Origin of the sequence: Streptomyces viridochromogenes, assembly GCF_001270495.1 — a bacterium.
Taxonomy (GTDB): domain Bacteria; phylum Actinomycetota; class Actinomycetes; order Streptomycetales; family Streptomycetaceae; genus Streptomyces; species Streptomyces viridochromogenes_A.
Genome location: NZ_LGUR01000169.1, coordinates 1 through 247, shown reverse-complemented (window position 1 = coordinate 247; position 247 = coordinate 1). Strand labels below are relative to the sequence as shown.

Annotated in this window: 1 pseudogene; it reads left to right on the top strand. The window is 74.9% G+C overall.

Going from position 1 to position 247, the window contains the following annotated elements:
• A pseudogene (locus ADK36_RS17100) lies at nucleotides 1-247 on the top strand (hypothetical protein); the annotation flags it as partial.

Sequence of the window (247 nt, the reverse complement as noted above, 5' to 3'; positions counted from 1 at the left end):
GGCCGGGGTGGTCGCGCTGGTCGTCATCAGCGCGCTCGCCGGGCTCCGTCAGGTGGTCGTCGGCCCACTGGGCGTGGCCCGCCGCTCCCGCAGCCGCGGAGCGAGCGCCACCACCATCACCCGAGTGGTGCTCGTGGTGACCTTCACCGTCGCCATCACCTCGGCCGGGATCACCGCGGCCGCCAACGTCCTGGACCGCCGCCGCACCTACGCCCTGCTGCACCTGGCCGGAACCCCACTGCGCGTC